The sequence below is a fragment of the Klebsiella sp. CN_Kp088 genome, from assembly GCF_040064335.1.
GTDB lineage: Bacteria > Pseudomonadota > Gammaproteobacteria > Enterobacterales > Enterobacteriaceae > Klebsiella > Klebsiella aerogenes.
Map to the genome: position 1 here is coordinate 72,148 of NZ_JBEAIQ010000001.1, position 24,406 is coordinate 96,553.

Consider the following 24,406-nt stretch of genomic DNA (forward strand, 5'->3'; position numbering starts at 1 on the left):
GGAGCCCTGACATGACCCTCTTTACCCCTCTGCGACTGGCCTCTGGCGTGGTCATTAACAACCGCATCGCTAAAGCGGCGATGGAAGAAAATATGGCCGATGCCAATCATGCGCCGTCAACGGAATTACTCACCCTTTATCAGGCCTGGGCTCAGGGCGGCGCCGGGGTGATTATTACCGGTAATGTGATGGTGGACGCCCGGGCGATGACCGGCCCGGCAGGCGTGGTGCTGGAAGATGAACAGCATCTGGATAAGTTCCGCGCCTGGTCGCAGGCGGCGTGCTCGAAGGGCGCACAGGTGTGGATGCAGATAAACCATCCTGGGCGGCAGATGCCCGGTGGCCTTGGGCAGGAGACGCTGGCCCCTTCGGCGTTGGCGCTGGATCTTGGCTCGCAGTCTTCACGCTTTCGCCTGCCGCGGGCGATGGATGATAAAGATATCGCCGACGTGACACGACGGTTCATCACCACTTCCCGGTTAGCGGAGCGCGCCGGATTTCACGGCGTCGAAATCCATGCCGCCCACGGCTATTTGCTGAGCCAGTTCCTCTCGCCGCTCAGTAACCAGCGCACCGACCAGTATGGCGGAAGCATTGAAAATCGCGCCCGTTTACTGCTGGATATTGTGCGCGGCGTTCGCGAGACGGTGGCGGCGGGTTTTACCGTGGTGGTTAAACTCAATTCAGCGGATTTCCAGCGCGGCGGCTTTTCGATTAACGATGCGAAGACGGTGGTACAACTGCTGGCGGAAAGCGGCGTCGATCTGGTCGAACTTTCCGGCGGCAGCTACGAAGCGCCGGCGATGATGGGCGCCATGCGCGATGAACGGACGCTGGCGCGGGAAGCCTATTTCCTGCAGTTTGCCGAGCAAATTGCCGAGGTCGCGACGATTCCTTTAATGGTTACCGGCGGCGTGCGGCGGCGTGAAGTGGCGGAGAGGGTAGTGAATAGCGGGATTGCGTTGGTGGGCATCGCTACGGCAATGGCGATAGTCCCCGGCTTGCCGCAGTACTGGCGTGAGGGGGAGTACGATGCGCCACTGCTGCGTCAGGGTAACTGGAAGAACAAGGCTATTGCCGCCACCGCGCATATGGCGGCGGTGAAATATCAGCTGCAGCGGCTAAGCCGCCACCGCGCGGTGCGCCCGCAGGTCTCACCGCTGTGGGCGCTGCTGACGGCGCAACTGACAGCAAAACGGCAGGCTAAACGTTATCGGCGCTGGATGGCGGGCAAGTAATGACAGCCGGTAGCGCGCTACCGGCCCTTCTCGTCACTTTTGAATCAGATAGCGGATCGTCGGCCCATCCTGCTGAATATCCAGCACGGTATAGCCGTGATTTTTAGCATCGTGCGGGATGTTGTTGATTGACTGCGGACAGTCGCTCACCACTTCAAGTATTTCCCCTTTTTTTAGTGCCGGCATCGCTTCAAGCGTGGCCACGGCCGGGTAGGGGCAAGGTTCACCAACCATATCGAGGCGGTAATCAGGAACGATCTCTTTCATGCGGTTTCCTTAATACGGGTCGCCGAAGTGTTTTTCTGGCGAAAGAAGTGTTTTTCCCAGGCGATGACCAACATCAGCGCGATAAATAGCAGCAGGTAGGTGATAAGCAGGCCGCCGAACGGACCAAAAGTCGTCAGCAGGTTAATCTTATCCCAGTGGGTGGCAAGCGCCGGCGATAAATCATCCCAGAAGTAAGCCAGCAGGGTGGATCCGATAACGTTGCCTAACCCGACCCACCAATAATGAACCTGACCTTCAACGGCGCGATACATCCAGCCGGTTTCACAGCCACCGGCCAGCACGATGCCGAAACCGAACAGCAGGCCGCCAATTACCGCGTTCGGCCCGGCCCACATGATTTTGGGCTCCATGCCGAGCTGCACATAGCTAAAGATACCGATGGCGCTGGCCGCCATCCCGAAGATGATCGCTTTCGCCATATAGGTACGCCCGGTCACCCACATATCGCGAAAGGCGGAGGTGAAACAGATTTGTGCCCGTTCGATGAGCAGGCCAAAAGCAACGCCGAACAGCAGGGCCAGACCCAATTTAGGCTGATTGGCGGCGGTCAGTAGCCCCCAACCGATCATAGCGATAAATACCAGCATTCCCAGCCGAAAGCGGCGACGCGCCTGCGCGGGTTTTTGGGTTAACGGTGAGGCTGCGGAGACTTTCTCAATTTTAACCGGGATACGAAAAACAGGCAGCAGCGTGAAGCGCGCGCCAAACCAGGTCCCGATGGCGGTGGCGATGGCGAAGAACCATGCGTGCAGGGAAAACTGCGGGATCCCGGTAAAGAAGGCCGCCAGATTACAGCCCATTGCCAGCCGGGCGCCGAAGCCGGCAATAATCCCGCCGGCCAGGGCCTGGAAAATGCGGATGCGGCTACGCGGCATCCGCAGCTTGACGTTATTCGCCCACAGCGCGGCGGCCAGGCAGCCGCCAAACATGCCAAGGATCATCATACCGTCAATACGCGTTAACGGCGTGCCTTCGAGATGGATTAATTGATAGTAACCCCAGTTTTCGGCCGGGATGCCCATCAACTGCAGTAGTTGGCCGCCCCAGCGGGTAAATTCGCCGGTGACTGCCCAGAAAGTACCGGTAATGCCAAAATAGTAAGTAGAAAGAATACCGGCGGCGATCACCGCGGGCGCCGGCGCCCAAAATTTGATTAACCAGGCTTGTTTGAATTGTTGCCATGTCATAGAAATGCCTCTGAACTCAGAAGGTAATTCGCCCCGAAAGGGCGTGAAGAGCCGCGATAATACGCCGCTTAGCTTTCAGAATCACTCGACGAGATCAAAAGCGGGAAGAATGCCTCATGAAAAAGGCCGCCAGTCAGGGCGGCCTTAAATCAACAACGCCGGAATTAATTAAAGCCCAGGCGAATAAGATTCAATGGGCAATACAATTCATGGCTACCGTCTAATTCTACACAGTCACTGCGGCGCAGCTGTTCGCTGTTTTTATTGGCGCCATGAATAGCCTTAATCACTCCCGTCGCGCCGCTGTCGGCCACCATGACCCGGCTGCCGGCATCAATAGCATTACGGTTACGATCGTAGGTTTTCATCATTTCCTCCTCTGCATTGTCATTCGGACGTGATTGTTCAGCGTTGTTTTAATACTCCTCCGTGGTTAAAAAAGTTTTGAGATGTATCAAAATTATTTTAATTCCGGGCGCAATGACGACAGCGCGGCAATCAATCCTTGAATCCCTTTCTCAAGCTTCTCCCGCGGACAGCCGGCATTTAGCCTGATGAAACCATTACCCTCTTCGCCATAGGTATAACCCGGCATAATCGCGACTTTTTGCTCTTCAATTAGCGCGCGTTGCAGCGCACGGTCGTCGATTTCGAGCGGGCGCAGATCGATCCACGCCAGATAGGTGGCCTGCGGCGGCTGCCAGTTTAGCTGCGGGAAGGCCTGATTCAGCTGCTCGGCGATATAGCGCATGTTTTCCTGCAGGTAATCACGTAGCGCATCCAGCCAGGGCGCCCCCTGACGATAGGCGGCGATATGCGCGACCAGCGCCGGAACCGACGGAGAAGAGAGACCATCGCGACCTTTCAGCGCTTGCAGATAGCCATTGCGCGAAGCAGTATCGGCGATGAGCCCATAGGCGCCGGTAAATGCCGGGATATTGAAGCTTTTTGAGCCCGACGTGAACAGCGCCCAGGGGCCCTGCGCAACGGCGCACCAGGGGGTATGACGGTGTTCGCCCCAGGTCATATCCATATGAATTTCATCGCTAATAACCCGGACGTTATGCTTCGCGCACAGCTGCGCCATGGTGGTCAGTTCGTCGCGGCTCCAGACTTTGCCCGTCGGGTTATGCGGGCTGCATAGCAGCAAAATGCGGTTGTCGGGACGGGCGAGCGCGGCTTCCAGTTCGTTCATGTCGCAGCGCCACTCACCCTCATCAAGCTTGAGCGCCACCGGGGCAATGCGGCGCTGGTTGCCGTCGATAGTTTTGTAAAACGCGTCGTAAGCCGGGGTATGGACCACGATACCGTCGCCCGGATTGGACCATTGCCTAATCATTTCGGCCACCATATAGATAACCGACGGGCCGTAAACGATGGCCTCGTGGTCAATGGGGCTATGAAAACGGCTGGCGAACCAGTGGCTGATGGCGCCGAGAAACTCGTCATTTTTCCAGCGGCTATAGCCAAAAACGCCGTGCGCCAGTCGCTGGCTGACGGCGTCGATAATGCAAGGGGCGGTAGCGAAATCCATATCGGAGATAGTGAACGGCAGCAGGTCGGCGGCGCCGAAACGGTCGGCAACATAATCCCATTGGGTGCACCAGGTCCCGTGGCGGTCAACTGGCGTGGCAAAATCAAACATCTGAACGTCCTTCGCGAGAGCCCCCTCCGGGTGAGAGGGGGCGTATGTTTAGGCCTGAACGGTATTCATCAGGGTGGCCATTTCATCTTTTACCGACTGAACCTGTGGGCCGATGACCACCTGCAGGTTGTGATCGTTAAGCTGGACCACGCCGATTGCGCGGTTGGCTTTTAACGCGGCGGTATCGACTTTGCTCATGTCGTTCACCGACAGGCGCAGGCGGGTAATACAGTTATCGAGCGTGACAATATTATCAGCACCGCCGAGCGCGGCCAGAATCGCCGGCACGTTATAACCTGATTTGCCAATCGTTCCGGCAACCGCTTTTTCGATGTTAGCCGCCGTTTCGATATCGCGGCCCGGCGTTTTCAGATTGAAGCGGGTGATGGCGAAACGGAAGATACCGTAGTACACCGCGAACCAGATGGCGGCGACAACCGGCACCATATACCACTTGGTCGCCAGACCGTGCAGGATGCCAAACACCACGAAGTCGATAATGTTGCCGTCGGTGTTGCCGATGGTGACGCCAAGTACCGCCATGATTGTGAAACCAAGGCCGGTCAGCAGGGCGTGGATGACGTACAGTACCGGCGCGACGAACAGGAACAGGAATTCCAATGGCTCAGTGGTACCGCCGACCACGCAGGCAATGACGCCGGAAATGAGCAGCCCTTTAATTTTATGACGGTTTTCCGGACGAGCGCAGTGGTACATCGCCAGCGCCGCGCCGGGCAGGCCGCCGAGGAAGGCGGGCATTTTACCCTGCGACAGGAAGCGGGTCGCACTTTCAGAGAAGCCGTGCGTCGTCGGGCAACTCAGCTGTGCCTGGAAGATGGTCAGCGCGCCGCTAACGCTGTGGCCGCAAACGTCCATGGTGCCGCCCGCTTCGGTAAAGCGGATCAGCGCCACCAGAATATGATGCAGGCCGAACGGCAGCAGCAGGCGTTCTCCGGTACCGAAGATCATCGGGCCAAAATCGCCGGCGCTATTGATAACGTGGCCCAGTCCGTTGATACCCATCGCGAACACCGGCCACACCAGCGGAATGACCAGCCCGACCAGGCCTAACACTACGGTGGTAACAATCGGCACAAAGCGCGTGCCGCCAAAGAAGGCCAGCGCGTCCGGCAGACGGATGTTATGGAAGCGTTCGTGCAGCATCCAGACGATAATCCCGGCGATCACCGCCCCGAGGATCCCGGTGTCGATCGACTGAATACCGATAATATTCTGGATGTTGTTGGCCTTGAGGATCGCCGCGTCGGTAGTCGGCAGGATGCCTTTCGCCGTCAACCAGAAGTTGACCGCGAGGTTCATTACCGCGTAGCCGACAAAGCCCGCGAAAGCGGCGACGCCTTTGTTTTCACGCGCCAGGCCGAGCGGAATTGCGATACAGAACATGACCGGCAGGAAGCTAAAAGCGAAGGAGCCAACTTTACTCATCCAGACAAAAATCGCCTGCAGCAGCGGCACGTTCAGCCACGGCAGCAGCGTAATCACATCGTGGCTGCTTAACGAGCTGCCGATCCCCAGCATGATCCCGCAAAACGAGAGCAACGCCACGGGCAACATAAAGGTTTTTCCTAACTGCTGGAAAAACTCCCATAAGGTAATTTTTGGTGCTGTTTTCGCCGTCATACACGAATCCTGGTTCTGAAAAGGGTCGATAGGATGTAACGTAGCGGCAAGATAAAACGTTTTACCATTTTTTAGTGCGATAAAAATCACATAATCAAGCGATAATAAGGTTTATAAAGATAACATACTGATAAAACGTTTTATCGAAAGGCAAAGGGAGTCAGCCAGTCGTTATGGCTATCGCAAAAAAGACAACCATCAATGATGTGGCGCTGGCGGCTGGCGTCTCGGTCAGTACGGTATCGCTGGTGCTCAGCGGTAAAGGGCGCATCTCTTCGGCCACCGGCGAGCGCGTCAATCAGGCCATTGAGCAGCTCGGGTTTGTGCGTAATCGCCAGGCGGCGTCGCTACGCGGAGGGCAAAGCGGGGTAATTGGCCTTATCGTTAGCGATCTGTCGAAGCCGTTTTATGCCGAGCTAACCGCCGGGTTGACCGATGCGCTGGAATCACAGGGTAAAATGGTATTTCTCACCCAGGGCGGGCATCGCGGCGAGAAAATGCTTCAGCGCTTCGAAACGCTGGTCTCACAGGGCGTGGACGGGGTGATTATCGCTGGCGCTATCGACAAGGGCGGTGAACTGCGCGATCGTGCCGCCGAAGTGGGGATGCCGCTGGTTTTTGCCTCCCGCGCCAGCTATCTGGACGATATTGACCTGATCCGCCCGGATAACATGCAGGCGGCGCAAATGGTAACGGAACATCTGATTCGCCGCGGTCATCAGCGCATCGCCTGGCTTGGCGGACAAAGCGCGTCCCTGACCCGCGCCGAACGGGTGGGCGGCTATTGCGCCACCTTATTGAAGTACGGCCTGCCGTTTCATAGTGAATGGGTTGTCGAGTGTGGCTCCAGTCAGCAGCAGGCGGCGGAAGCCATGATCGCGCTGCTGCGACAAAACCCGACCATCAGCGCGGTACTTTGCTATAACAGCGTCATCGCCACCGGGGCGTGGTTCGGTCTGCTGCGCGCCGGGCGGCAGAGCGGCGAGGGTAGCGTGGAAAGTTATTTTGAGCAACGCATCGCGCTGGCGGCCTTTGCCGAAGTGCCGGAAGCGGCGCTCGATGATGTCCCCTTGACCTGGGTGACTACCCCGGCGCGTGAGATGGGGAACAGCCTGGCGGAGTGTATTTTACGCCGCCTCGAGGAGGGGCAAGGCAGCGCGCGTAATCAGATTATGCCGCCGCGGCTGGTTATCAGAAAGTAGGGGCCGCCATCGATTAAGGTGATTCCCGGGCTACCTGACCGCAGCCCGGGACGTTTTTTTACTGCTGCGGTTCGGCGGTGGGAAGCGTCAGGCCGAACATGGCGGCGAAATCAGCCAGCGGCATTTTCTGCCCGTTTAGGGTTACCTGGCCGTCGGCGTACTGCAGGCTGGAGGTAATCGCGTTATCTTCCATCGTGGTCAGACGGAACATCTGTCCCATCGCCGCCAGCCCTTTAACCTGCTGATCGGCAAGTCTCGCCGCATCCTCCGGCTGATAGCCTTCCAGCCCGGCAATCTGCGTCATCAGAGCGGTGGCCATATCCACCGGGATCACCAGCTTACCGTCCAGCGATTTAACGCTGCGGTCCAGTTCATCGGCGACGGTCTGCGGCGCAGCGGTCGTTTGCGCCGGGTCCTGCATCAGCACCGACAGATTCAGGGTGCTTTCGCCTTTAGCGTTTTGCCAGCTCAGCGGGGAAATCGTCAGCGACGGATTACCTTTCAACAGAATCGGCAGCGAGCTAAAGAAGATCTCGGTTAATGCCTGCTGATAGAGCTCCGGATTCTGCGCCAGCTCGGGCTTCGCCATCAGCGCCTGCGCCTGGGCGTTATACTGCTGACTGAATTGATGCCACGCCTGACCGTCGAGATTATCCAGCTTAACGGTGAGTTTGCCGCGGCCCATATCCTGGTTTTGCAGTTTCAGGCTGTTAAGGTTGTAATCAAGCTGGCTATTGATACGTTTGCCGTCATCGGAGAGCGTCGAGCGGCCGTCGATATTCATGCCTTCCAGCAGCGCCAGCTCTTTTCCTTCAACGCCGATAGCCAGTTTATCAAGGGCGATCTTCTGCTTGCCGATACGTTCTTCGAAGGCGGTCATTTCGGTGGCGCCGTCAGCCTTCAGGTTGCTGAAACTGAGCTGGACTTTCTGGTTGTATTCGTTGACCGCGTTGATCTGCCCGCTGGCCGCTTCGCCGCTCAGGCTAATAGTTTTGCCATCGCGATCGGCATTGAGCTGGAACTGACCGCCGCTAAAGATAACTTTTTCATTGTCTTTAGCGTAATCCAGCGGGTTAAGGAAGATGGCCGACTGGGTATCGCCGCTGTAGGCAATACGGGTGTCGATGTTAAACGGCGACTGCCCTTTGGCGATATCAAACAACGCTTTGCTGGCATCGCTATTCACCAGAGTGGTGTTGACCGAGGCCATTGCCGGTACCAGATTAAAAGATTTTAACGAGGCAAGCGGGAAGGGACCATGATCGACCTTTTCGTCAAAAATCAGGCTCTGACCGGCGGCCAACAAGCTGTGCTCTTTACCGGCCTGCGGCTTCACCACCAATTGCAGGTGGCTGCTGAATAACCCGCGCTGGTAGTCCTGATAGCTCAGCTCTACGCCAGCTTCCGGCGCGTTGCTCTGTAGTTGGGCATTCGCCTGCTGCACCATTTCGGCAATACGGTTTTCCAGTTGCTTACCGGTAAACCAGGCCCCGCCTGTCCAGACGACGCCGAGCGCGACGATAACTCCCGCAGCGACCAATGTTTTTTTCATAGCATTTGTCCATAAATGAAACCAGGCGGAACATGCCGCCTGGTGGTGTTGTCATGATGGGGGAAGTCTAGCAACTGCGGATTAAAAGTTCAGTAACTTACTTAAGCTTATTGAACACGCGCGCCAGACGACCCTGGCCGCTGACCTGTACCGGTGATTCGTTGCAGGCGATAAACGCCGATTCACCCGGCTGCAGTGTCAGACGCTGTTCGCCTTTACGCAGCGTTGCTTCGCCTTCCACGCAGAACAGAATCGCGGCGCTCTCTTGCGCCAGAGAGGCTTCATTGCTGGTCAGATCGTGCAACGAGAATGCGAAATCGTCGACCGGGATTGGGAAATCCAGCTCGCTGCCGTGTTGTTCCGGCTGGGTCAGCAGCTCAGAGGCCGGTTTGGCGACAAACTTCACGTTTGCCACCAGTTCCGGAATATCGATGTACTTCGGCGTCAGACCGGCGCGCAGTACGTTATCTGAGTTGGCCATCACTTCCAGCGCGACGCCCTGCAGGTAGGCGTGCGGGGTTTCGGCAAACAGGAACATCGCTTCGCCAGGATTCAGTTTCACCACGTTGAGCAGCAGCGGAGAGAAGAGGCCGCTGTCATCCGGGTAGAATTCAGCGATCAGACGAATGGTCTGCCACGGCTCGCCCTGTTCGCGGTCGAGGGCGCTTTGCAGCACGCTGAGCGCATGCGCTTTTTCTTCACCTTTCATATTCAGCAGGCTGGCAAACAGCTGGCTTAAACGCCCGGCGTCCGGCTGTTGGATGAATTCGCCGATGGCAGGATGCGCCCCGGCAACCGGCTGCAGCAGCGCGACAATTTCATTAAATTCGCGGAACGCGTTCATGGCGAGGAACGGCGTCAGAGCGAAGACCAGCTCCGGCTTATGGTTGGGATCTTTATAGTTGCGCTCGGCGGCATCCAGCGGAATACCCGCGGCGTTCTCTTTGGCAAAGCCAATTTCCGACGCGCGTTTATTCGGGTGAACCTGGATGGAGAGCGGCTGGGCGGCGCACAGGACTTTGAACAAGAACGGCAGTTCGCCGAAACGCTCGGCGACATTAGTGCCGAGAAGGGCATTTTTATCGGCCTCAATCACGTCGCGCAGCGACTGCGGCTGGCCGTCGGCGTTAAGGATCCGCGAACTGCTTTTCGGGTGTGCGCCCATCCACAGTTCCGCCATCGGCAGATTGTCCGGATTGGCGATACCGTAAAGGTCGGTTAACGCGGTGTGACTTCCCCATGCATAGTTTTGCACTGAGTTAATGAGCTTCTGCATTCTCAATCCCTGTTTCCACATAAAAATGTTGGCTCTATTAAACCAACAAATCGTCGAGAAGCAACTGTTGAAAGAAAAAGTCGTCCTTGTCTCAGTTTTTGTTAAAAAATTGTGTAAAATTGATCGACTCGCTTTTCTACAGGCAAATGGAGTGTCTGCCTGAAACATAATCAGCCAAGCAGTAAGTGAGAGTACAATGTCGAACAAACCGTTTGTTTATCAGGATCCTTTTCCGCTTAAAAAGGATGACACCGAGTATTATCTCCTCAGCAGTGATTACGTCTCCGTCGCCGAATTCGCCGGCCAGGAGGTTCTGAAGGTTGAACCTCAGGCGCTAACCTTACTGGCCCAACACGCGTTCCACGATGCCTCCTTTATGCTTCGCCCGGCACATCAGCAGCAGGTCGCAGATATCCTCAACGACCCGGAAGCCAGCGAAAACGACAAATACGTCGCGCTGCAATTCCTGCGTAACTCCGATATCGCCGCTAAAGGCATTCTGCCGACCTGTCAGGATACCGGCACCGCGATCATCATGGGCAAAAAGGGACAGCGCGTATGGACCGGCGGCGGCGATGAAGCCGCGCTGGCGCAGGGCGTGTACAACACCTATATCCAGGACAATCTACGTTACTCGCAGAACGCGCCGCTGGATATGTATAAAGAGGTTAACACCGGTACCAACCTGCCGGCGCAGATCGATCTTTATGCTACCGATGGCGATGAGTATAAATTCCTCTGTATCGCCAAGGGCGGCGGCTCCGCTAACAAAACGTATCTCTACCAGGAAACGAAAGCGTTAATCACCCCGGCGAAGCTGAAAAACTACCTCGTCGAGAAGATGCGCACCCTCGGCACCGCAGCCTGTCCGCCGTACCATATCGCCTTTGTGATTGGCGGCACCTCTGCGGAAGCGACGCTGAAGACGGTAAAACTGGCCTCGACCAAATACTACGATGGCCTACCGACCGAAGGTAACGAACATGGCCAGGCGTTCCGCGATGTGCAGCTGGAGCAAGAGCTGCTGCTGGAAGCGCAGAACCTCGGCCTCGGCGCGCAATTTGGCGGGAAATACTTCGCCCACGATATCCGCGTGGTCCGCCTGCCGCGTCATGGGGCGTCTTGTCCGGTGGGGATGGGCGTCTCCTGTTCCGCCGACCGTAACATTAAAGCCAAAATTAACCGTCAGGGGATCTGGCTGGAAAAACTGGAGAGCAACCCAGGCAAATATATCCCTGAGCACCTGCGCCAGGCCGGTGAAGGCGAAGCGGTGAAGGTGAACCTCAATCAGCCGATGAGCGAGATTCTGGCGCTGCTGTCGCAGTATCCGGTGTCGACTCGTCTGTCGCTGAGCGGCACGATCATCGTGGCCCGCGATATTGCCCATGCCAAGCTGAAAGAGCTTATCGATAACGGCGAAGCGCTGCCGCAGTATGTCAAAGATCATCCGATTTACTACGCCGGCCCGGCGAAGACGCCGGATGGTTACGCCTCCGGTTCTCTGGGGCCGACGACCGCTGGCCGCATGGACTCGTATGTCGATCTGCTGCAATCGCACGGGGCGAGTAAAATCATGCTGGCTAAGGGTAACCGTAGCCAGCAGGTGACCGATGCCTGCCATAAACACGGCGGTTTCTATCTCGGTAGTATCGGCGGCCCGGCGGCGGTTCTCGCGCAACAGAGTATCCGCAGCCTCGAGTGCGTGGCTTATCCGGAGCTGGGAATGGAAGCTATCTGGAAAATCGAAGTGGAAGATTTCCCGGCCTTTATCCTCGTTGATGATAAAGGTAACGACTTCTTCCAGCAGATCCAGACGTCGCAGTGCTCGCGCTGCGTGAAGTAAACGAGACCGCCCTTCGGGGCGGTTTTTGTTTGGGCCGCTTAGCGGTACGAACTACCAAAATAACTAATAAATCTGGTTAATACTTAATCCTTTAAGCAGGTGAGCTTTGTCGCTATGACGCACTTTGAATCCAAGGAGAAAGTAATGACAACGCATCGCAGTGAAAAAGACTCGATGGGCGCAATCGACGTCCCGGCCGATAAACTTTGGGGCGCGCAGACCCAGCGCTCGCTTGAGCATTTCCGTATCTCAACGGAGAAAATGCCTGATGAATTGATCTACGCGCTGGCGCTGACCAAGCGAGCGGCGGCGAAGGTTAACCAGGACCTGGGCTTGCTGGCGGCGGACAAAGCGGGCGCTATCGTCGCCGCCGCCGATGAAGTTCTCGCCGGCAAGCATGCGCAGGAGTTTCCGTTAGCTATCTGGCAAACCGGCTCCGGTACCCAAAGCAACATGAATATGAACGAAGTGCTGGCTAACCGTGCGAGCGAGTTGCTTGGCGGCGAGCGCGGCATAGGGCGCAAAATTCATCCCAATGATGACGTCAATAAAAGCCAGAGCTCGAATGATGTTTTTCCAACGGCGATGCACGTCGCGGCGCTAATCGCGCTGCGCGAGAAGCTGCTCCCGCAGTTACAGGCGCTGCGGGCCACGCTACAGGAAAAGTCGCTGGCCTTCGGTGACATTGTTAAAATTGGCCGCACCCACCTACAGGACGCTACGCCGCTGACGTTAGGGCAGGAGATCTCCGGTTGGGTCGCGATGCTGGAACATAATCTCCGCCATATTGAACACAGCCTGCCGCATCTCGCTGAGCTGGCGCTGGGCGGTACGGCGGTTGGTACCGGCTTGAATACGCACCCGGAATATGCGGTGCGGGTGGCGACGGAACTGGCGTCTCTTAGCGGACTGCCGTTCGTCACCGCGCCCAACAAATTTGAAGCGCTGGCCACCGTGGATGCGCTTGTTCACGCCCACGGCGCGCTGAAGGGGCTGGCGGCTTCGCTGATGAAAATTGCCAACGATGTGCGCTGGCTGGCCTCCGGGCCGCGCTGCGGCATAGGTGAAATCGCCATTCCGGAGAACGAACCGGGATCCTCCATTATGCCCGGCAAGGTCAACCCGACCCAGTGCGAAGCGTTGACCATGCTGTGTTGCCAGGTGATGGGGAACGACGTGGCGGTGAATATCGGCGGCGCGTCAGGGAACTTTGAGCTTAACGTCTATCGGCCAATGGTCATCCACAACTTCCTGCAGTCGGTACGCCTGCTGGCGGATGGCATGGAGAGCTTTAATGAGCACTGCGCGGTGGGCATTGAGCCGAACCGCGAGCGGATCGGCCAGTTGCTTAATGAGTCGCTGATGCTGGTGACCGCGCTCAATACCCATATCGGCTACGATAAAGCGGCGGAGATCGCCAAAAAAGCGCACCATGAAGGGCTGACGCTGAAAGCCGCGGCACTATCGCTTGGTTACCTGACGGAAGCGGAATTCGATAGCTGGGTGCGCCCGCAGGATATGGTTGGCAGCCTCGCTACTCGCTAGCCAGCCATAAATGCAGACGCGGGATCAGTAATCGTAACGACTGCGCCTGCGGTTTGTGGCGATACTGCACGTTATCAGCATCGTAATTCAAGAGTTCGCCAAGATCCGGCACGCTTACCCCACGCGTGACGGAGATAAGCGCAATCAGCGGGCCGGGACAGGCGTACTGCACCTGCTTCTGCTCGCCGGCATACCACACTCTGGCAATCGGCTGTACCTTGACCGGGCGTTTGATTTTCAATTTTGCCCGCTGCGGCAGGGCGGCGATATCCTGGAATTCCCGTTCCAGCTTGCTTTGCCACTGTTCGCGGGTCCAGGGCGGCACCGCGCGCGGCGATTGCAGGCTCTTCTCTAGCTGCATTAATACTTCATCGCGGGTCAGATTTTTAATCACATGCTTATTGGCCCAGCCGAAGCGGATGGTGCTGGGGTCGCACAGCGGCGTCAGCGTACGATAGGCGCTGAGGGTAATCAGGCCGGGCAGGTGGCGGTGAACCCATTCGAAACGCGCGGCGGCCGGCAATCCGGAATCGACGGTGACGATTTTCTCAAACGCAGCTTTCAGCGCGTTAATGGCGCTGATTTTCTCCAGCAGCTCTGCCTGCTGTTGCGTATCAACCGCCAGGCAAATCGCCCCGGGCAGGCGTACCGCCGCCTTGCTGCTGCGGTTTTCCGATTGCTGCTGAATAAACAGATGGCTGTAGTGCCTGAGCGCCATCTCCAGCGCGCTTTGGCCGACGTGCTGCGTGACCTGAATGGTATCCAGCGGCGCGTGCTCCGCCTCTTTGCTCACCGCCGGCAATTCGAAAATCCGCGCCGCCAGCAGGCGACAGTGGCTCAGCGATGCTTTGAAGGTTTGTAGCTCGCGCTCAAGCTCACGAAAGGTGTCATTTAAGCGCGCAACGAGGTCGTAGCTTGCCATGATTACCGCCTTAGTTACAACATACTGTTTGAGTATAAACTATACGCAGGCCGTAACGCCTGCGCAAGTTCGGCTAAGCAGAAGTAAAAGCGGGAAGCTGGTGGTAAATAGGCCAGCTGAAAATGAATGCCGCGCCGCCAAGCGAACTTTCGTCGCAGCGGACTTCACCGGCCATCGCCTGAGCAATACTGTGTACGATGGCCAGCCCCAGGCCGCAGCCGCCGGTGGCGCGATCTCGACTGGGATCGAGACGGACAAACGGCTCGAATACCCGTTCGCGTTCCTCAAGGGCGATACCCGGGCCATCATCTTCCACGCGCAGCGTCGCCCGTGAACCGGCCAGCGACAGGCTGATATGAATATGTTGATGGCTGTAGCGCAGGGCATTATTGACCAGATTATCCAGCACGCGCTCCATTAAACGCATATCCAGCGCACCGTAGTCGCCCGCCGTAAGCTGGCGCAACGCGACTTCACGCTGCGGATTGACCAGCTGAATATCCTCGACGTGCGCGCGGATCCAGGCCGGGAAATCCGGGGTGGTCAGGTTGAGTTCGTTCTGCGGGCGATCGAGGCGCGCGTAGGTGAGCAGTTCTTCAATCAGCGCTTCCAGTTGCCCGATATCGCGATTGAGAGCCTGCGACTCCGCCTCGGTCAGATTTTCGCTCATCTCCAGGCGATAGCGCAGGCGCACCAGCGGCGTGCGCAATTCATGGGCGATACCGTCAATAAGCTGTTTTTTACTGGCTATCAGGGCGTTGATATTATCGGCCATCTGGTTAAAGGCCACGCCGAGTCGCTCGAAGCTCGACATGCTATCGAAATGAATGCGCTCGCTAAAATGGCCTTCGCCGAAGCGCTGTGCGGCGGTTTCGATTCGCAACATATCCTGCCAGTGCGGTCGCATCCAGATAAACACCGGGAACGCCAGTGAAATAGCGATAAACGCCATCAGCGCGACGTCCAGCAGGCGCATCTCATGCAAAAAATAGAGATAGGGCACCGGGCCGACTGACAATACGTAATGGCTGCGCGGGATGCGTTGAATAAAGGTGTACTGATCGTCCAGCGCCACGATATCGCCCGCGCGCAGATGCTGCATCGAGCTTTCCGAGAGCTTGAATTTGCTTAACGGTTCAATGTGCAGATCGAAAGAGAGATTAAGATCCAACTCTTTCAGCGTGTTGCTCCAGTCGCGCGGCGGGATCTCGCGCAGTTCGCTGCGCATCAGATACAGCGAGCTTTTCATCAGATCGTCCAGCGACTGGCGTCCGGCGCGCTCGGCGGTGAATTTATACACCAGGCCGACCAGCATGGTCATGACGAGGAAGCAGACGAACAGCAAAAGGTAAAACTGCACAAACAGTTTTTTCATTAATCATCACCGGTCATTAACTGGGTTATCTCGCAACAAAAGATTCTACAGGAGAAGGATCCCGCTCGGCAAAGTTCTCACCGACGCGCCAGGCCGAATGACCGAGAGCCATTTTAAGCCGGCTGCCCGTCCTGTCACGTGCCAGCCTCTCTGTTAATTTAAGCGCCCCTTAAATGATGGAGAGCGCCAGATGACTAAGCCCGTGTATTTGCATACTGATAATGATGTTGAGATTTTAAAAACCTTCGATATGGTTCTGAGCCATATGCAGGCGATCGCCGACCCTTATCAGTGGAAGTGGGTGATTACCGGCTGGCACAGCATCCTGCAGAACGCGATGGTTTTGGCCTTGTGTCAGGGCAATGACTTTCTGGTCTACCTGTTCGACGGTAAAGCGTCGACTCGCGCGATCTACGAGCAAATTTATAACGACGATTTTTCCAACATCGACAAGCTGCAGCTGCCGTCCTTTATGACGCTATACCGTGCGACAAGGGAGAACAGCGGATTCGCACCGAGCGAAGACTGTACGGTGGCGATGGGCAAGCTTCACCAGCTGCGCAATGATTTCATTCACTATCATCCGCGAGGTTGGAGACTACAGGTCGATGGTTTACCGCAATGGATTCTGGCGAGCGGCGAACTACTGGATCATTTCCTCGCCAGCGGTGAGGTCGTACGCTGGTATGGCGAAGACGATGAAATGGCATTCAGAGAGAAATACGCTGAATTTCAAGACCGACTACACGGCGTGATGTCGGTCTATTCCTGACGCGGATTAATTATCCCAGGCATGCGGGGCGAACAAATAGCCTTTGTTGCGCACCGTCTTGATGCGGTAGGGCTCGGTGGCGTTGTCGAGCAGCTTTTTACGCAGGCGTGAAATCGCGACATCGACGCTGCGATCCATGCCATCGTAGCTGACGCCGCGGAGATTTTTCAACAGCGCATCGCGATCCATAATCTGCCCGGCATGGGTCGCCAGCTCCCACAGCAGGTCGAAATCGGCGGTGGACAAAGCAACGTTGTCGCCGCCAAGCAGAACCTGTCGGTTAACCGGGTCGATCGACAGTGAACCAAAAACAAGGGCTTTATGCGGCGTCAGGGTCGCTGGAGCGGGTATCGACGGCGAAGTCACGTGCTGGCGCAGATGCAAACGTAAGCGGGCCAGCAGCACCGCAGGTGGAGTGGTTTTGAGGATATAATCACTGGCGCCCATCTCCAGCGACAGAATATGGTTCATATCGCTATCGAGCGAGGTCAGTAACACGATAGGACCCTGCCACTGGCTGCGCAGGTCGCGGCACAGCGTCATCCCGTCTTTGCCAGGCAGCATGATATCCAGCAGTACCAGATCGGGTTGTTCACGAGCAATAACCTCTTCGGCCCGGTCGCCGCGCGGCTCAACAACCACGTCCATATCATGTTTTCCCAGATAGGCGGCGATAAGCGCGCCAACTTCGGGCTCATCCTCAACAAAAACGATCTTATTCATATCTTACGCGTATAAATTAAAAAGCTAACATACACCGCCCGCAAATTGCCTGCCATTAATCTTTCATAAACAAATGTTCTTCCGTTATGCTGGTGGAAATTGTTGTTCAAATGTTAAGGCATAAAATGGGGCTGTTGATTAAAGCGCTGCTGGGAGCGCTGGTGGTGGTACTGATAGGCGTACTGTCAAAAACCAAAAATTACTATATTGCCGGTTTAATTCCGTTATTTCCGACCTTCGCGCTGATTGCCCATTATATCGTCGCCAGCGAGCGCGGCATTGAAGCGCTGCGCACGACTATTGTCTTCGGCATGTGGTCAATCATCCCGTATTTTATCTACTTACTTTCATTATGGTACTTCACTGGCGTAATGCGCCTGCCTTACGCGCTGGCAGGCGCGGTGATCTGCTGGAGTCTGGCGGCCTGGCTGCTGATCCTCGGCTGGAGCCGTTTCCACTAGCGCAGCGGTCGGCCGCCGTCGACAGCGAAAGAGCGGCCGGTCACGTAGCAACTGGTGAAGAGATAATCGATGAGGTCGATTATCTCTTTTTCACCCGGCGCGATTTTCATCAGCGATTTATCCAGCGCCTGTTTACGATATTCAGCGTCATCATGCTCGTTAAACATAATTAGCGATGGCGCGATGGCGTTGACCTTCACTTCCGGGGCCAGCTTACGGGCGAAAGAGCGGGTCATATTATCAAGTGCCGCTTTACTGGCGGCATAGGCGATATGCTTATCGCTGCCGCGTTCCACCACGTAGTCGGTAATGTGAATAATATCGCTGGCGGCGTGACCAAAACCACGCAGCAGGCTCTCCAGCGCATGGTTAAGCAGATAGGGCGCGTGGACGTGAATCTGCATCATCCGCGATATCACCGTGGATAACGGCACACCGGGTTTTTCCGCCATCCAATCACTGGCGTTATGAATAATCGCACGCAGCCCGCTGGTCTGCGCCTTCACCGCTTCCGCGAAGGTAAGAATACCGTCGTCGCTGCTGAAATCGGCCTGCAGACACACCGCGCCGGCTTCGCGCAGGGTGTCAACCGAAGGATAATGCTGGCGATAGCTGACGATCACCGGTTGCTGCTGGTTTAAAAAATGGTGTGCCAGAGCGAGGCCGATACGGCGGCCTGCTCCTGTGATCAGGACCGGACGAGGCTGTGGTTCAGCCATGGGTATCTCCTTTCAAGTTCAGCGGTAGGGCAACCGCTTACCCCACCAGCATCCACGTTGCCGGAACGGCGGCAACCAGCAAAAAACCAATTAATGCCATTTCACGGCGTTTGAGCATGCGATCGTGCTGGTGCGTACGGCGGGCGTACAGGAAAACCAGAAGACCCGGAGCGTAAAGTACCACCGACAATAACAAATGCACAGGACCGGACGCATACAATAACCATAAGCCATAAACGCACGCGCCGACACCCACGGCTTTATGTAACGGACGTACGGCAATCTTAAGCAGGAAAGCGCCAACGAGGAAATAGGGCACCAGAATCATTTCTGAGGCGATGGTTAGCAGGGTACCGTAGTCGGATCCGGTAAGCCAAATCAGCACCAGACAAATCTGCACGCTGATGTTGGTCAACCACAGCGAGGAAGAGGGGGCGTTATTCTTATTGGTTTTGGCGAACAGGCGCGGGAACGCTTTATGCGTCGCCGCCAGATACGGCACTTCGGCGGCCATAATGGTCCAGCTTAAATAGGCGCCGCAGACGGAGATAATTAATCCCGCGGCGATTACTACTTCGCCCCATGACCCCATCATCTTGACCATCAGGCCTGCCATCGACGGGTTGCGCATTTCAGCCAGTTCCGGGCGGGCGACAACGCCCAGCGACAGCAGGGTGACCAGCAGATAAACCGCCAGCGCCGAGACCACCGCCAGCAGCGTTGCGCGGCCAACGTCGCGCTTGTGGCGCGCGCGAGCAGAGACTACTACCGCGCCCTCCACGCCGATAAATACCCACAGGGTGATCAGCATGGTGTTTTTCACCTGTTCCCATACCGGTACGCCGAGAGCGATGCCGCTGAAGTCGAGGCGGAAAGTATCGAGCCGGAACGCGATAGCGGCCAGCGCCACAAATGCGCCGAGCGGCAACAGTTTAGCCAGCGTCGCCACCAGGTTAATGCCTGCCGCGGTCTGGACCCCACGCAGCACCAGAAAATGCACCACCCATAGCAGCACTGACGCGCCGACGATTGCTTGCCAGGTGTTACCGTCACCAAAAATACGCATCTCCGGCGTATCGGTAAAGAAACTCAGGGCGGAGAAGACGATAACCAGATAGGAGACGTTGGCAATCACCGCGCACAGCCAGTAACCCCAGGCAGAACAGAAACCGATCAGTTCGCCGAAACCTTCACGGGCATAGGTAAAGATGCCGCCGTCCAGTTCCGGGCGGATTCGGGTCAGCAATAGCATGGCGAAAGCGAGGAATAAAATCCCGACGCCGGTGATGGCCCAGCCGATAAGCAGAGCGGATGGGCTGGCAACGGCAGCCATGTTTTGCGGCAAACTGAAAACGCCCGCGCCCAGCATGGAGCTGAGTACCAGTGCGGTCAGGGCGCTAAGGCCCAGTTTCTTTTCCATTGTATTCCCGAGGTGACAACAGTGAATCAAGAATATTTATTTGGCGAAATCGCATAAAAATGGAGGATTACGCTAAGGCGCGGGATTTTACGGAGTGTCTTGAACGCATGCAATGGCGGCGGGCGAAAAAATGTAAAAAGGCGACCCGATGTCGCCTTTTTGAGCAGCTGAAACCGATTACTTATACAGGTCGGCGCTAATGGTGATGTTACCGCCACGTTCCTGCCACTGGCGGGTGATGTGGTAGTATTTTGCCCCTTTCTTCGCCGCGCGTTTCGCGGTCTGATAGGAGATTTCCGTCATGTTGCCGTAGTTACCGGTGAATTTGATGCTATCAAACGGCACCATCTGCGCGGCGGTGATTTTGTTCACTTCTTCGACTTTCGTGCCGTCCGGCAAGGTGACAGTGTAACGTCCGCCTTTCGACGATTGGGTTTCGTAGAACAGGCCTACGCCGGTGCCGGCGCCGACGGCCGCAGAGGAGGCCACGCCTGGGATCTCGACATTTTTAGCCGCTTCGCCGCCTTTCGCCAGAGCGGCGCGACCGGCTTCGGAATCCGCTGGAATCGCATCAGGGCTCTGCAGTACGCGCTTCTGCGCATCCTTTTTATAGATATAAGCGGTGATGCGCTGGTTGCCGCCCTGGTTGGCGTCAACCTGGCGGACGATGAAGAAGGCATACGCGCCTTTGGCTTTCGCCGCTTTGGCGATGGCGTCGTTGACTTCCGGCTGGCTGCGGTAGAAGCCCTGTACGGTCACAGTGTCATACGGCATCAGCGTGACGGCCTGGTCTTTCGGCAGTTCCATCACGCCGTTAATGATACGGTTTTTCGGGGTATCCGCCTGCGGGGCATTTTCTTTATAGAAATCCGCCGTTACGCGCCAGTTGCCGCCGTTGCCGAAATCAGAGGTGTCGACAACATAAAAGGAAGCTGCGCCATCTTTATCCGCCTTGCGGGAAACCGCCTGTACGGCATCGCCAATCGCGTTAAAACGGCCAGTGACGACGACGCGGTCATAGGGCTTCAGCGCTGCCGCTTGCTCCGGAGTCAGCTCGGTCGCTGCATGGGCAGACAACGCGGTGGTAGCCAGAAGAGCAGACGCCAGGAGTGTGTTCTTAAGCTTCATAAAAATAATCCTTTGCCTTGCGCAAACCATGTACTGGTATTGTTGTTGACTGAAAACAGGTGATTATTGCATTTAAACAACGTAACTGTCTGCGTCATTTTTCACTTCCCGCCCGAATCGTTCGTTACAAAAATATAACAAATACTGATATGTTGAAAAAACAGCCCCTTGAACAGCAAAATCGATAATCAATATCACTTTTATAAGTTAACGTAATGTTAATGCAATGATACTGACGGTAATAAATGGCGAATTAATCCCTCAGGTAAGCGAATTATCAGGTTCTGGCATAAAATTAAGGCAAATATTGCTGCCTGACGCAGTCAGGACTAATTTTTCTCAATAAAATCAAAAATTCTGTTTTAACGATGTAGATCACAATCGGTATTTTCAGTAGGTTATAAAAAGTTTGTTACTGTTTCATTTTCCAGATGAATACCTGAGCGGCGTTTTTGCGCCGCCGCTGGCGCATTTGTGAAAAAAATAAACCATCATCAAAAACCGATGGAAGGGAAAACTATGCGAATTGGGATACCAAAAGAGAGCTTAGCTCAGGAAACCCGGGCCGCTGCGACGCCGAAGACGGTCGAGCAGCTGCTTAAGCTCGGGTTTAGCGTGGCGGTCGAGAGCGGGGCCGGGAAACTGGCGAGCTTCGACGATGAAGCCTTCGAACAGGCGGGCGCGGAAATCGTCAGCGCGGATAACGTCTGGCACTCCGACGTTATCCTCAAGGTTAACGCGCCGAACGATGCGGAGATTGCGAAGCTCAATCCGGGCACCACGCTGGTGAGTTTCATCTGGCCGGCGCAGAATCCGGATCTCATGGAAAAGCTGGCCGCTCGCGGTATCAACGTGATGGCGATGGACTCGGTACCGCGTATTTCCCGCGCCCAGTCGTTAGATGCCCTGAGTTCGATGGCCAACATCGCCGGTTATCGCGCGATTGTCGAAGCGGCGCATGAATTCGGCCGTTTCTTCACCGGCCAGATCACCGCGGCGGGTAAAGTGCCGCCAGCAAAGGTGATGGTAATCGGCGCAGGCGTCGCCGGCCTTGCGGCGATCGGCGCGGCGAACAGCCTCGGCGCCATCGTCCGCGCCTTCGATACCCGTCCGGAGGTGAAAGAGCAGGTGCAGAGTATGGGCGCCGAGTTCCTTGAACTGGATTTTAAAGAAGAAGCGGGCAGCGGCGACGGTTACGCCAAAGTCATGTCTGAAGCCTTTATCAAAGCCGAGATGGCGCTGTTCGCCGCGCAGGCGAAAGATGTCGATATCATTGTCACTACGGCTTTAATCCCGGGTAAACCGGCGCCGAAGCTGATTACCCGCGAAATGGTTGACGCCATGAAGCCAGGCAGCGTGGTGGTCGATCTGGCGTCGCAAAACGGCGGCAACTGTGAATACACCGTGCCGGGCGAAGTCGTGACCACCGCCAACGGCGTGAAAATTATCGGCTATACCGACCTGCCGGGTCGTCTGCCGACGCAATCTTCTCAGCTCTACGGCACCAACCTGGTAAACCTGCTGAAGCTGCTGTGCAAGGAAAAAGACGGCAATATCACCATCGATTTCGACGATGTAGTGGTGCGCGGCGTCACGGTGGTCCGCGAGGGCGAAATTACCTGGCCGGCGCCGCCGATTCAGGTATCCGCGCAGCCGCAGGCGGCGGCGAAAACCGTCGAAGCGCCAAAAGAAGAGGCTAAACCAGCTTCGCCGTGGCGTAAATACGCGCTGATGGCGCTGGCGATTATCCTCTTTGGCTGGCTGGCGAACGTCGCGCCGAAAGAGTTTCTGGGTCACTTTACCGTCTTCGCGCTCTCCTGCGTAGTCGGTTACTACGTGGTGTGGAACGTGTCGCACGCGCTGCACACGCCGCTCATGTCGGTAACCAACGCCATTTCAGGGATTATTGTCGTTGGGGCATTGCTGCAGATAGGGCACGGCGGCTGGGTCAGCTTCCTCAGCTTTATCGCGGTGTTGATCGCCAGCATTAATATTTTTGGTGGTTTCACCGTCACTCAGCGCATGCTGAAAATGTTCCGCAAAAACTAAGGGGTAGCACATGTCTGGAGGATTAGTTACAGCTGCATACATTGTTGCCGCTATTCTGTTTATCTTTAGCCTTGCGGGGCTGTCAAAGCACGAAACGTCGAAGCAGGGGAACCTGTACGGCATCGCCGGGATGGCGATTGCGCTGATTGCCACCATCTTCGGGCCGGACAGCGGTAACGTCGGTTGGATCATCGTGGCGATGGTTATCGGCGGCGCGATCGGTATTCGTCTGGCGAAGAAAGTCGAAATGACCGAGATGCCGGAGCTGGTGGCGGTGCTGCATAGCTTCGTTGGTCTGGCGGCGGTGCTGGTCGGCTTCAACAGTTATCTCGACCATGGCCCGGGCCTCGATCAGGTGCTGGCGAATATTCACCTGACTGAAGTGTTTCTCGGCATCTTTATCGGCGCCGTGACCTTCACCGGCTCGATCGTTGCTTTTGGTAAGCTGCGCGGCAAAATTTCGTCAAAACCGCTGATGTTGCCGAATCGCCACAAGCTGAACCTGGCGGCGTTAGTCATCTCTTTCCTGCTGCTGGTGGCCTTCGTGCGTACTGACAGCACCGGAACGCAGGTACTATGCCTGCTGGTGATGACCATTATCGCGCTGGCGTTCGGCTGGCACCTGGTGGCGTCTATCGGCGGCGCGGATATGCCGGTGGTGGTATCGATGCTGAACTCGTACTCCGGTTGGGCGGCGGCGGCGGCGGGCTTCATGCTCAGCAATGACCTTCTGATCGTGACCGGCGCGCTGGTCGGTTCTTCCGGTGCCATCCTCTCCTACATTATGTGTAAGGCGATGAACCGTTCGTTTATCAGCGTTATCGCCGGCGGTTTCGGCACCGATGGCGGCAGTTCCAGCGACGATGAAGAAGTTGGCGAGCATCGTGAAATCAGCGCCGAAGAGACGGCTGAAATGCTGAAAAACTCGCATTCCGTGATCATCACGCCGGGCTACGGGATGGCGGTGGCACAGGCGCAGTATCCGGTGGCGGAAATCACTGAGAAGCTGCGTGCGCGCGGTATCAAGGTGCGCTTCGGTATCCACCCGGTCGCCGGACGACTGCCGGGGCACATGAACGTGCTGCTGGCGGAAGCGAAGGTTCCGTACGATGTGGTGCTGGAAATGGATGAAATTAACGATGATTTCGCCGATACCGATACTGTACTGGTGATTGGCGCGAACGACACGGTGAACCCGGCGGCGCAGGACGATCCGAAGAGCCCGATCGCCGGTATGCCGGTGCTGGAAGTGTGGAAGGCGCAAAACGTGGTGGTCTTTAAACGGTCGATGAACACCGGCTATGCAGGCGTGCAGAACCCGCTGTTCTTCAAAGAGAACACCCACATGCTGTTTGGCGACGCTAAAGCCAGCGTGGATGCCATTCTGAAAGCGCTGTAATAGCGCAACGCTCTAAGCCGT

Annotated in this window: 21 protein-coding genes; 8 read left to right on the forward strand and 13 right to left on the reverse strand. The window is 56.4% G+C overall.

What is annotated here, in order from left to right; translation table 11 throughout:
- Window positions 1-11: 11 nt before the first annotated feature.
- Window positions 12-1,238: an NADH:flavin oxidoreductase/NADH oxidase family protein gene (locus tag ABLV08_RS00375; RefSeq protein WP_142962042.1), complete on the forward strand. Its 1,227-nt coding sequence runs from the start codon at window positions 12-14 to the stop codon at window positions 1,236-1,238.
- A 33-nt stretch (window positions 1,239-1,271) separates the two neighbouring features.
- Here ABLV08_RS00375 and yedF read toward each other — a convergent pair whose 3' ends face one another.
- The 5 genes from yedF to malX form a co-directional block, all read right to left on the reverse strand.
- Window positions 1,272-1,505, reverse strand: a complete 234-nt coding sequence (yedF, locus tag ABLV08_RS00380) for a sulfurtransferase-like selenium metabolism protein YedF (protein ID WP_015366840.1) — start codon at window positions 1,503-1,505, stop codon at window positions 1,272-1,274.
- Window positions 1,502-2,713, reverse strand: coding sequence for a selenium metabolism membrane protein YedE/FdhT (gene yedE, locus ABLV08_RS00385; RefSeq protein WP_020078982.1), 1,212 nt, complete (start codon window positions 2,711-2,713; stop codon window positions 1,502-1,504). Before yedE ends, yedF begins: the two co-directional genes overlap by 4 nt.
- A 164-nt stretch (window positions 2,714-2,877) precedes the next feature.
- The gene (gene ydfZ / locus ABLV08_RS00390) at window positions 2,878-3,081 is read right to left on the reverse strand and encodes a putative selenium delivery protein YdfZ (RefSeq protein ID WP_015705242.1); all 204 of its coding nucleotides are present in this window, start codon (window positions 3,079-3,081) and stop codon (window positions 2,878-2,880) included.
- Window positions 3,082-3,173: 92 nt separating this feature from the next.
- Window positions 3,174-4,358, reverse strand: coding sequence for a MalY/PatB family protein (locus tag ABLV08_RS00395; protein ID WP_020078981.1), 1,185 nt, complete (start codon window positions 4,356-4,358; stop codon window positions 3,174-3,176).
- Between the two features lie 48 nt (window positions 4,359-4,406).
- The gene (gene malX / locus ABLV08_RS00400) at window positions 4,407-5,999 is read right to left on the reverse strand and encodes a maltose/glucose-specific PTS transporter subunit IIBC (RefSeq protein WP_015705244.1); all 1,593 of its coding nucleotides are present in this window, start codon (window positions 5,997-5,999) and stop codon (window positions 4,407-4,409) included.
- Window positions 6,000-6,172: 173 nt separating this feature from the next.
- Between malX and ABLV08_RS00405 the strand changes: the two genes are divergently transcribed.
- Window positions 6,173-7,201 carry a Mal regulon transcriptional regulator MalI gene (locus ABLV08_RS00405; RefSeq protein ID WP_015705245.1) on the forward strand — a complete coding sequence of 343 codons (1,029 nt, stop codon included), beginning with the start codon at window positions 6,173-6,175 and terminating at the stop codon, window positions 7,199-7,201.
- Window positions 7,202-7,259: 58 nt separating this feature from the next.
- Here ABLV08_RS00405 and ABLV08_RS00410 read toward each other — a convergent pair whose 3' ends face one another.
- Both ABLV08_RS00410 and manA read right to left on the reverse strand, forming a co-directional pair.
- A complete protein-coding gene (locus tag ABLV08_RS00410) occupies window positions 7,260-8,753 on the reverse strand; it encodes a YdgA family protein (protein WP_348855408.1) in 1,494 nt (497 codons plus the stop codon).
- Window positions 8,754-8,850: 97 nt separating this feature from the next.
- Window positions 8,851-10,029, reverse strand: a complete 1,179-nt coding sequence (gene manA / locus ABLV08_RS00415) for a mannose-6-phosphate isomerase (protein ID WP_032707919.1) — start codon at window positions 10,027-10,029, stop codon at window positions 8,851-8,853.
- A gap of 196 nt (window positions 10,030-10,225) precedes the next feature.
- On the opposite strand from manA, the gene fumA reads away from it, so the two are divergent.
- Window positions 10,226-11,872 (forward strand): class I fumarate hydratase FumA, encoded by a 1,647-nt coding sequence (gene fumA / locus ABLV08_RS00420; protein WP_015366832.1) that lies wholly within the window; start codon window positions 10,226-10,228, stop codon window positions 11,870-11,872.
- Between the two features lie 144 nt (window positions 11,873-12,016).
- Window positions 12,017-13,417 carry a class II fumarate hydratase gene (fumC, locus tag ABLV08_RS00425; RefSeq protein ID WP_348855409.1) on the forward strand — a complete coding sequence of 467 codons (1,401 nt, stop codon included), beginning with the start codon at window positions 12,017-12,019 and terminating at the stop codon, window positions 13,415-13,417.
- On the opposite strand, the gene tus is transcribed toward fumC, so the two are convergent.
- Window positions 13,407-14,339 carry a DNA replication terminus site-binding protein gene (gene tus, locus ABLV08_RS00430; RefSeq protein ID WP_348855410.1) on the reverse strand — a complete coding sequence of 311 codons (933 nt, stop codon included), beginning with the start codon at window positions 14,337-14,339 and terminating at the stop codon, window positions 13,407-13,409. The genes fumC and tus overlap by 11 nt on opposite strands.
- Window positions 14,340-14,412: 73 nt before the next feature.
- Window positions 14,413-15,714 carry a two-component system sensor histidine kinase RstB gene (gene rstB / locus ABLV08_RS00435; protein WP_015705253.1) on the reverse strand — a complete coding sequence of 434 codons (1,302 nt, stop codon included), beginning with the start codon at window positions 15,712-15,714 and terminating at the stop codon, window positions 14,413-14,415.
- A 190-nt stretch (window positions 15,715-15,904) separates the two neighbouring features.
- On the opposite strand from rstB, the gene ABLV08_RS00440 reads away from it, so the two are divergent.
- On the forward strand, window positions 15,905-16,486 hold the full coding sequence (locus ABLV08_RS00440) for a hypothetical protein (protein WP_348855411.1): 582 nt from the start codon (window positions 15,905-15,907) through the stop codon (window positions 16,484-16,486).
- A gap of 6 nt (window positions 16,487-16,492) precedes the next feature.
- On the opposite strand, the gene rstA is transcribed toward ABLV08_RS00440, so the two are convergent.
- Complete coding sequence (gene rstA, locus ABLV08_RS00445; RefSeq protein WP_049051477.1) at window positions 16,493-17,209, reverse strand: two-component system response regulator RstA; 717 nt, start codon at window positions 17,207-17,209, stop codon at window positions 16,493-16,495.
- Window positions 17,210-17,334: 125 nt separating this feature from the next.
- Between rstA and ABLV08_RS00450 the strand changes: the two genes are divergently transcribed.
- Window positions 17,335-17,670, forward strand: coding sequence for a GlpM family protein (locus ABLV08_RS00450; protein WP_015366825.1), 336 nt, complete (start codon window positions 17,335-17,337; stop codon window positions 17,668-17,670).
- Here the strand turns inward: ABLV08_RS00450 and folM are convergent.
- From folM to ydgH, 3 genes are all read right to left on the reverse strand, one after another.
- A complete protein-coding gene (gene folM / locus ABLV08_RS00455) occupies window positions 17,667-18,389 on the reverse strand; it encodes a dihydromonapterin reductase (protein WP_045388322.1) in 723 nt (240 codons plus the stop codon). The genes ABLV08_RS00450 and folM overlap by 4 nt on opposite strands.
- A gap of 37 nt (window positions 18,390-18,426) precedes the next feature.
- Window positions 18,427-19,809, reverse strand: a complete 1,383-nt coding sequence (locus ABLV08_RS00460; RefSeq protein ID WP_015366823.1) for an amino acid permease — start codon at window positions 19,807-19,809, stop codon at window positions 18,427-18,429.
- A 177-nt stretch (window positions 19,810-19,986) separates the two neighbouring features.
- A complete protein-coding gene (gene ydgH / locus ABLV08_RS00465; protein ID WP_032714395.1) occupies window positions 19,987-20,937 on the reverse strand; it encodes a DUF1471 family protein YdgH in 951 nt (316 codons plus the stop codon).
- A 519-nt stretch (window positions 20,938-21,456) separates the two neighbouring features.
- On the opposite strand from ydgH, the gene pntA reads away from it, so the two are divergent.
- Together pntA and pntB are read left to right on the forward strand one after the other, a co-directional pair.
- Entirely contained in the window at window positions 21,457-22,986 is a 1,530-nt protein-coding gene (pntA, locus tag ABLV08_RS00470; protein ID WP_032705737.1) for a Re/Si-specific NAD(P)(+) transhydrogenase subunit alpha, read from the forward strand.
- 10 nt (window positions 22,987-22,996) lie between these two features.
- Window positions 22,997-24,385 carry a Re/Si-specific NAD(P)(+) transhydrogenase subunit beta gene (gene pntB, locus ABLV08_RS00475; protein ID WP_047036426.1) on the forward strand — a complete coding sequence of 463 codons (1,389 nt, stop codon included), beginning with the start codon at window positions 22,997-22,999 and terminating at the stop codon, window positions 24,383-24,385.
- Window positions 24,386-24,406: the final 21 nt, after the last annotated feature.

What these genes read in the sequence shown, in the direction of transcription:
- fumC (WP_348855409.1), top strand. Translation starts at nt 12,017, where the DNA reads ATGACAACGCATCGCAGTGAAAAAGACTCGATGGGCGCAATCGACGTC.
- malX (WP_015705244.1), bottom strand. Translation starts at nt 5,999, where the DNA reads ATGACGGCGAAAACAGCACCAAAAATTACCTTATGGGAGTTTTTCCAG.
- rstA (WP_049051477.1), bottom strand. Translation starts at nt 17,209, where the DNA reads ATGAATAAGATCGTTTTTGTTGAGGATGAGCCCGAAGTTGGCGCGCTT.
- pntA (WP_032705737.1), top strand. Translation starts at nt 21,457, where the DNA reads ATGCGAATTGGGATACCAAAAGAGAGCTTAGCTCAGGAAACCCGGGCC.
- ABLV08_RS00440 (WP_348855411.1), top strand. Translation starts at nt 15,905, where the DNA reads ATGACTAAGCCCGTGTATTTGCATACTGATAATGATGTTGAGATTTTA.
- fumA (WP_015366832.1), top strand. Translation starts at nt 10,226, where the DNA reads ATGTCGAACAAACCGTTTGTTTATCAGGATCCTTTTCCGCTTAAAAAG.
- ydgH (WP_032714395.1), bottom strand. Translation starts at nt 20,937, where the DNA reads ATGAAGCTTAAGAACACACTCCTGGCGTCTGCTCTTCTGGCTACCACC.
- ABLV08_RS00410 (WP_348855408.1), bottom strand. Translation starts at nt 8,753, where the DNA reads ATGAAAAAAACATTGGTCGCTGCGGGAGTTATCGTCGCGCTCGGCGTC.
- rstB (WP_015705253.1), bottom strand. Translation starts at nt 15,714, where the DNA reads ATGAAAAAACTGTTTGTGCAGTTTTACCTTTTGCTGTTCGTCTGCTTC.
- ABLV08_RS00460 (WP_015366823.1), bottom strand. Translation starts at nt 19,809, where the DNA reads ATGGAAAAGAAACTGGGCCTTAGCGCCCTGACCGCACTGGTACTCAGC.
- folM (WP_045388322.1), bottom strand. Translation starts at nt 18,389, where the DNA reads ATGGCTGAACCACAGCCTCGTCCGGTCCTGATCACAGGAGCAGGCCGC.
- ydfZ (WP_015705242.1), bottom strand. Translation starts at nt 3,081, where the DNA reads ATGAAAACCTACGATCGTAACCGTAATGCTATTGATGCCGGCAGCCGG.
- yedE (WP_020078982.1), bottom strand. Translation starts at nt 2,713, where the DNA reads ATGACATGGCAACAATTCAAACAAGCCTGGTTAATCAAATTTTGGGCG.
- ABLV08_RS00450 (WP_015366825.1), top strand. Translation starts at nt 17,335, where the DNA reads ATGGGGCTGTTGATTAAAGCGCTGCTGGGAGCGCTGGTGGTGGTACTG.
- tus (WP_348855410.1), bottom strand. Translation starts at nt 14,339, where the DNA reads ATGGCAAGCTACGACCTCGTTGCGCGCTTAAATGACACCTTTCGTGAG.
- manA (WP_032707919.1), bottom strand. Translation starts at nt 10,029, where the DNA reads ATGCAGAAGCTCATTAACTCAGTGCAAAACTATGCATGGGGAAGTCAC.
- ABLV08_RS00395 (WP_020078981.1), bottom strand. Translation starts at nt 4,358, where the DNA reads ATGTTTGATTTTGCCACGCCAGTTGACCGCCACGGGACCTGGTGCACC.
- pntB (WP_047036426.1), top strand. Translation starts at nt 22,997, where the DNA reads ATGTCTGGAGGATTAGTTACAGCTGCATACATTGTTGCCGCTATTCTG.
- yedF (WP_015366840.1), bottom strand. Translation starts at nt 1,505, where the DNA reads ATGAAAGAGATCGTTCCTGATTACCGCCTCGATATGGTTGGTGAACCT.
- ABLV08_RS00405 (WP_015705245.1), top strand. Translation starts at nt 6,173, where the DNA reads ATGGCTATCGCAAAAAAGACAACCATCAATGATGTGGCGCTGGCGGCT.
- ABLV08_RS00375 (WP_142962042.1), top strand. Translation starts at nt 12, where the DNA reads ATGACCCTCTTTACCCCTCTGCGACTGGCCTCTGGCGTGGTCATTAAC.